Source organism: Dyella jejuensis (genome assembly GCF_044904675.1).
Taxonomy (GTDB): domain Bacteria; phylum Pseudomonadota; class Gammaproteobacteria; order Xanthomonadales; family Rhodanobacteraceae; genus Dyella_B; species Dyella_B jejuensis.
The window spans coordinates 1-5,422 of record NZ_JADIKJ010000029.1 but is presented as its reverse complement, the minus strand read 5'-3'; the positions used below and the strand labels follow the sequence as shown (position 1 = coordinate 5,422).

At 54.7% G+C, this 5,422-nt stretch carries 2 tRNA genes and 3 rRNA genes; all 5 read left to right on the top strand.

The features are described 5' to 3' along the window. Window positions 1–169 precede the first annotated feature (169 nt). A 16S ribosomal RNA gene (locus ISP15_RS17895) occupies window positions 170–1,714 on the top strand. Between the two features lie 107 nt (window positions 1,715–1,821). After that, a tRNA-Ile gene (locus tag ISP15_RS17890) sits at window positions 1,822–1,898 on the top strand. Window positions 1,899–1,925: 27 nt separating this feature from the next. Beyond that, window positions 1,926–2,001 (top strand) — tRNA-Ala (locus ISP15_RS17885). Window positions 2,002–2,197: 196 nt separating this feature from the next. After that, window positions 2,198–5,077 (top strand): 23S ribosomal RNA (locus ISP15_RS17880). A 181-nt stretch (window positions 5,078–5,258) separates the two neighbouring features. Continuing rightward, a 5S ribosomal RNA gene (rrf, locus tag ISP15_RS17875) occupies window positions 5,259–5,371 on the top strand. The 16S, 23S and 5S rRNA genes sit together here with 2 tRNA genes alongside, the layout of an rRNA operon. The last annotated feature ends 51 nt before the right edge of the window (window positions 5,372–5,422 follow it).

Genomic DNA, 5,422 nt, shown 5'->3' with positions numbered 1-5,422 from the left:
GTTGATCTTTGACAGTATGCGCAGGTGACTTGTGTGGGCGTCTTGCGTTGGGCGGAAAACTGTCCAAGCAATGCAAGCGTCTAACCTAAGAGTCAATTCAAAAGCTTGACGTTTTACGGTTAGGGTAAACGCTTCAGAAAGATAGATCATCCTCGGATGGTCGAAAACTTAAGTGAAGAGTTTGATCCTGGCTCAGATTGAACGCTGGCGGCATGCCTAACACATGCAAGTCGAACGGCAGCACAGTGGTAGCAATACCATGGGTGGCGAGTGGCGGACGGGTGAGGAATACATCGGGACCTACCTAGACGTGGGGGATAACGTAGGGAAACTTACGCTAATACCGCATACGTCCTACGGGAGAAAGCGGGGGATCTTCGGACCTCGCGCGGTTAGACGGACCGATGTTCGATTAGCTAGTTGGTGGGGTAAAGGCCTACCAAGGCGACGATCGATAGCTGGTCTGAGAGGATGATCAGCCACACTGGGACTGAGACACGGCCCAGACTCCTACGGGAGGCAGCAGTGGGGAATATTGGACAATGGGCGCAAGCCTGATCCAGCAATGCCGCGTGTGTGAAGAAGGCCTTCGGGTTGTAAAGCACTTTTATCAGGAGCGAAATACCACGGGTTAATACCTCGTGGGGCTGACGGTACCTGAGGAATAAGCACCGGCTAACTTCGTGCCAGCAGCCGCGGTAATACGAAGGGTGCAAGCGTTAATCGGAATTACTGGGCGTAAAGCGTGCGTAGGCGGTGATTTAAGTCTGCTGTGAAATCCCCGGGCTCAACCTGGGAATGGCAGTGGATACTGGATCGCTAGAGTGTGATAGAGGATGGTGGAATTCCCGGTGTAGCGGTGAAATGCGTAGAGATCGGGAGGAACATCAGTGGCGAAGGCGGCCATCTGGATCAACACTGACGCTGAGGCACGAAAGCGTGGGGAGCAAACAGGATTAGATACCCTGGTAGTCCACGCCCTAAACGATGCGAACTGGATGTTGGTCTCAACTCGGAGATCAGTGTCGAAGCTAACGCGTTAAGTTCGCCGCCTGGGGAGTACGGTCGCAAGACTGAAACTCAAAGGAATTGACGGGGGCCCGCACAAGCGGTGGAGTATGTGGTTTAATTCGATGCAACGCGAAGAACCTTACCTGGCCTTGACATGTCTGGAATCCTGCAGAGATGCGGGAGTGCCTTCGGGAATCAGAACACAGGTGCTGCATGGCTGTCGTCAGCTCGTGTCGTGAGATGTTGGGTTAAGTCCCGCAACGAGCGCAACCCTTGTCCTTAGTTGCCAGCACGTAAAGGTGGGAACTCTAAGGAGACTGCCGGTGACAAACCGGAGGAAGGTGGGGATGACGTCAAGTCATCATGGCCCTTACGGCCAGGGCTACACACGTACTACAATGGTCGGTACAGAGGGTTGCAATACCGCGAGGTGGAGCCAATCCCAGAAAGCCGATCCCAGTCCGGATCGTAGTCTGCAACTCGACTACGTGAAGTCGGAATCGCTAGTAATCGCGGATCAGCTATGCCGCGGTGAATACGTTCCCGGGCCTTGTACACACCGCCCGTCACACCATGGGAGTGAGTTGCTCCAGAAGCCGTTAGCCTAACCGCAAGGAGGGCGACGACCACGGAGTGGTTCATGACTGGGGTGAAGTCGTAACAAGGTAGCCGTATCGGAAGGTGCGGCTGGATCACCTCCTTTCGAGAACGACAGACGTCCTTCGCAAGACGTCCACACAAGACACCTGCACATCCGCACGCCAAAGGCGTGAAAGGCCAGCTCCGCAAGGAGCGGGTCGAAAGCTTTATGGGTCTGTAGCTCAGGTGGTTAGAGCGCACCCCTGATAAGGGTGAGGCCGGTGGTTCGAGTCCACCTAGACCCACCACTATTTGGGATGTCGACCCGGACTTACGGGGCCATAGCTCAGCTGGGAGAGCACCTGCTTTGCAAGCAGGGGGTCGTCGGTTCGATCCCGACTGGCTCCACCAGTTAGGCAATAAAGCGGATGTGTAGCGCATACAAAAGATTTTGAAGCGAGCTGGCGTTGAGGCCAGATTCGTGTTCTTTGAAAATGTAAACGAGTGACAAGCGTCTTGGTTTGAAACCAAACCGAGATGTGTCGTTGAGGCAAATAACGACGAAGAGTCATTGGACGTATAAGCCTGAGGCGACTTGGGGTTATATGGTCAAGCGACTAAGCGTATACGGTGGATGCCTTGGCAGTCAGAGGCGATGAAGGACGTGGCAGCCTGCGAAAAGTGTCGGGGAGCTGGCAACAAGCTTTGATCCGGCAATGTCCGAATGGGGAAACCCACTGCGTAAGCAGTATCGCTACGTGAATACATAGCGTAGCGAAGCGAACCCGGGGAACTGAAATATCTAAGTACCCGGAGGAAAAGAAATCAACCGAGATTCCCTCAGTAGCGACGAGCGAACGGGGAGCAGCCCAAAAGCGCTGCATGTGTTAGCCGAAGGGTCTGGAAAGGCCGGCCATAGCGGGTGATAGCCCCGTAGGCGAAAATGCACGTGGCGTGAAATTGAGTAAGGCGGGGCACGAGAAACCCTGTCTGAACATGGGGGGACCATCCTCCAAGGCTAAATACTCCTGACTGACCGATAGCGAACAAGTACCGTGAGGGAAAGGCGAAAAGAACCCCGGAGAGGGGAGTGAAATAGACCCTGAAACCGTATACGTACAAGCAGTGGAAGCCCGCAAGGGTGACTGCGTACCTTTTGTATAATGGGTCAGCGACTTACTGTCAGTGGCGAGCTTAACCGTCTAGGGGAGGCGAAGGGAAACCGAGTCTGAATAGGGCGCATAGTCTCTGGCAGTAGACCCGAAACCGAGTGATCTATCCTTGGCCAGGTTGAAGGTGCGGTAACACGCACTGGAGGACCGAACCCACATCTGTTGCAATAGATGGGGATGAGCTGAGGATAGGAGTGAAAGGCTAAACAAACTCGGAGATAGCTGGTTCTCCTCGAAAGCTATTTAGGTAGCGCCTCGTATGAATCTTCCTGGGGGTAGAGCACTGTTATGGCTAGCGGGTCATCGCGACTTAGCAAACCATGGCAAACTCCGAATACCAGGACAGAATATACGGGAGACACACGGCGGGTGCTAACGTCCGTCGTGAAAAGGGAAACAACCCAGACCCGCAGCTAAGGTCCCCAAGTTATCGCTAAGTGGAAAACGATGTGGAAAGGCATAGACAGCCAGGAGGTTGGCTTAGAAGCAGCCACCCTTTAAAGAAAGCGTAATAGCTCACTGGTCGAGTCGGTCTGCGCGGAAGATTTAACGGGGCTAAGCGATACACCGAAGCTCGGGGTGCACACTTTTAGTGTGCGCGGTAGAGGAGCGTTCCGTAAGCCTGTGAAGGTGTGTTGAGAAGCATGCTGGAGGTATCGGAAGTGCGAATGCTGACATGAGTAACGATAATGCGGGTGAAAAGCCCGCACGCCGAAAGCCCAAGGTTTCCTCGCGCAACGTTCATCGGCGCAGGGTGAGTCGGCCCCTAAGGCGAGGCAGAAATGCGTAGTCGATGGGAAGCTGGTTAATATTCCAGCACTTGACTGTAGTGCGATGTGGGGACGGAGAAGGTTAGGTCTACCGGGCGTTGGTTGTCCCGGGGAAAGGCGGTAGGCGGTGATCTTAGGCAAATCCGGGATCACTTACGCCGAGCACCGAGACGAGCCCATTTGGGCGAAGTGACTGAGACCACGCTTCCAGGAAAAGCCACTAAGCTTCAGCTACAGCAAACCGTACCGTAAACCGACACTGGTAGGCAGGGTGAGAATCCCAAGGCGCTTGAGAGAACTCGGGTGAAGGAACTAGGCAAAATGGCACCGTAACTTCGGGAGAAGGTGCGCCCGCCGGTGTGGTCACATGCGTGACTGAGCACTAGCGGGTCGCAGTAACCTGGCCGCTGCGACTGTTTATCAAAAACACAGCACTCTGCAAACACGAAAGTGGACGTATAGGGTGTGACGCCTGCCCGGTGCTGGAAGGTTAATTGATGGGGTCAGCCGCAAGGCGAAGCTCTTGATCGAAGCCCCAGTAAACGGCGGCCGTAACTATAACGGTCCTAAGGTAGCGAAATTCCTTGTCGGGTAAGTTCCGACCTGCACGAATGGCGTAACGACAGCGGCGCTGTCTCCACCCGAGACTCAGTGAAATTGAAATCGCTGTGAAGATGCAGCGTTCCCGCGGCAAGACGGAAAGACCCCGTGAACCTTTACTATAGCTTTACACTGAACGTTGAGTTCTTCTGTGTAGGATAGGTGGGAGGCTATGAAACCGAGACGCTAGTTTCGGTGGAGCCATCCTTGAAATACCACCCTGAAGTGCTTGACGTTCTAACCTAGGTCCGTAATCCGGATCGGGGACCGTGTATGGTGGGTAGTTTGACTGGGGCGGTCTCCTCCCAAAGAGTAACGGAGGAGCACGAAGGTACGCTCAGCGCGGTCGGACATCGCGCACTGTGTGCAAAGGCATAAGCGTGCTTGACTGCAAGATCGACGGATCAAGCAGGTACGAAAGTAGGTCTTAGTGATCCGGTGGTTCTGTATGGAAGGGCCATCGCTCAACGGATAAAAGGTACTCCGGGGATAACAGGCTGATACCGCCCAAGAGTTCATATCGACGGCGGTGTTTGGCACCTCGATGTCGGCTCATCACATCCTGGGGCTGTAGCCGGTCCCAAGGGTATGGCTGTTCGCCATTTAAAGTGGTACGCGAGCTGGGTTCAGAACGTCGTGAGACAGTTCGGTCCCTATCTGTCGTGGGCGTTGGAGATTTGAGGGGGGCTGCTCCTAGTACGAGAGGACCGGAGTGGACGTTCCGCTGGTGTTCGGGTTGTCTCGCCAGAGGCATTGCCCGGTAGCTATGAACGGAAGTGATAACCGCTGAAAGCATCTAAGCGGGAAGCACGCCCCAAGATGAGATCTCCCGAGAGTTCGACTCTCCTTAAGGCCCCATCTAGACTAGGTGGTTGATAGGCGCGGTGTGGACGTGCAGCAATGCATTGAGCTAACGCGTACTAATGAGCCGTGCGGCTTGACCATATAACCCCAAGACGCTTCGTACACGTCCGACGATCCATCTCGCATTTCACCAGACGCTTGTCACTCGTTTACCCTTTATCCAACGCGAGATCCGTCTCGCGGAAGAGTAAAAACCGGTCCTTCGGGGCTGGACTCTTCAAAGTTTGAAGCCGGCGCTCCCCAGCGCTGCTTCAACCCCTTCCCTGGCGGCTATAGCGCTGTGGCCCCACCCGATCCCATCCCGAACTCGGAAGTGAAACGCAGCTGCGCCGATGGTAGTGTGCCCATGCATGCAAGAGTAGGTCACCGCCAGGGGCTTTATCCTCAAAACCCTCTCCTCCTGGAGAGGGTTTTTTTTGCTCCTTT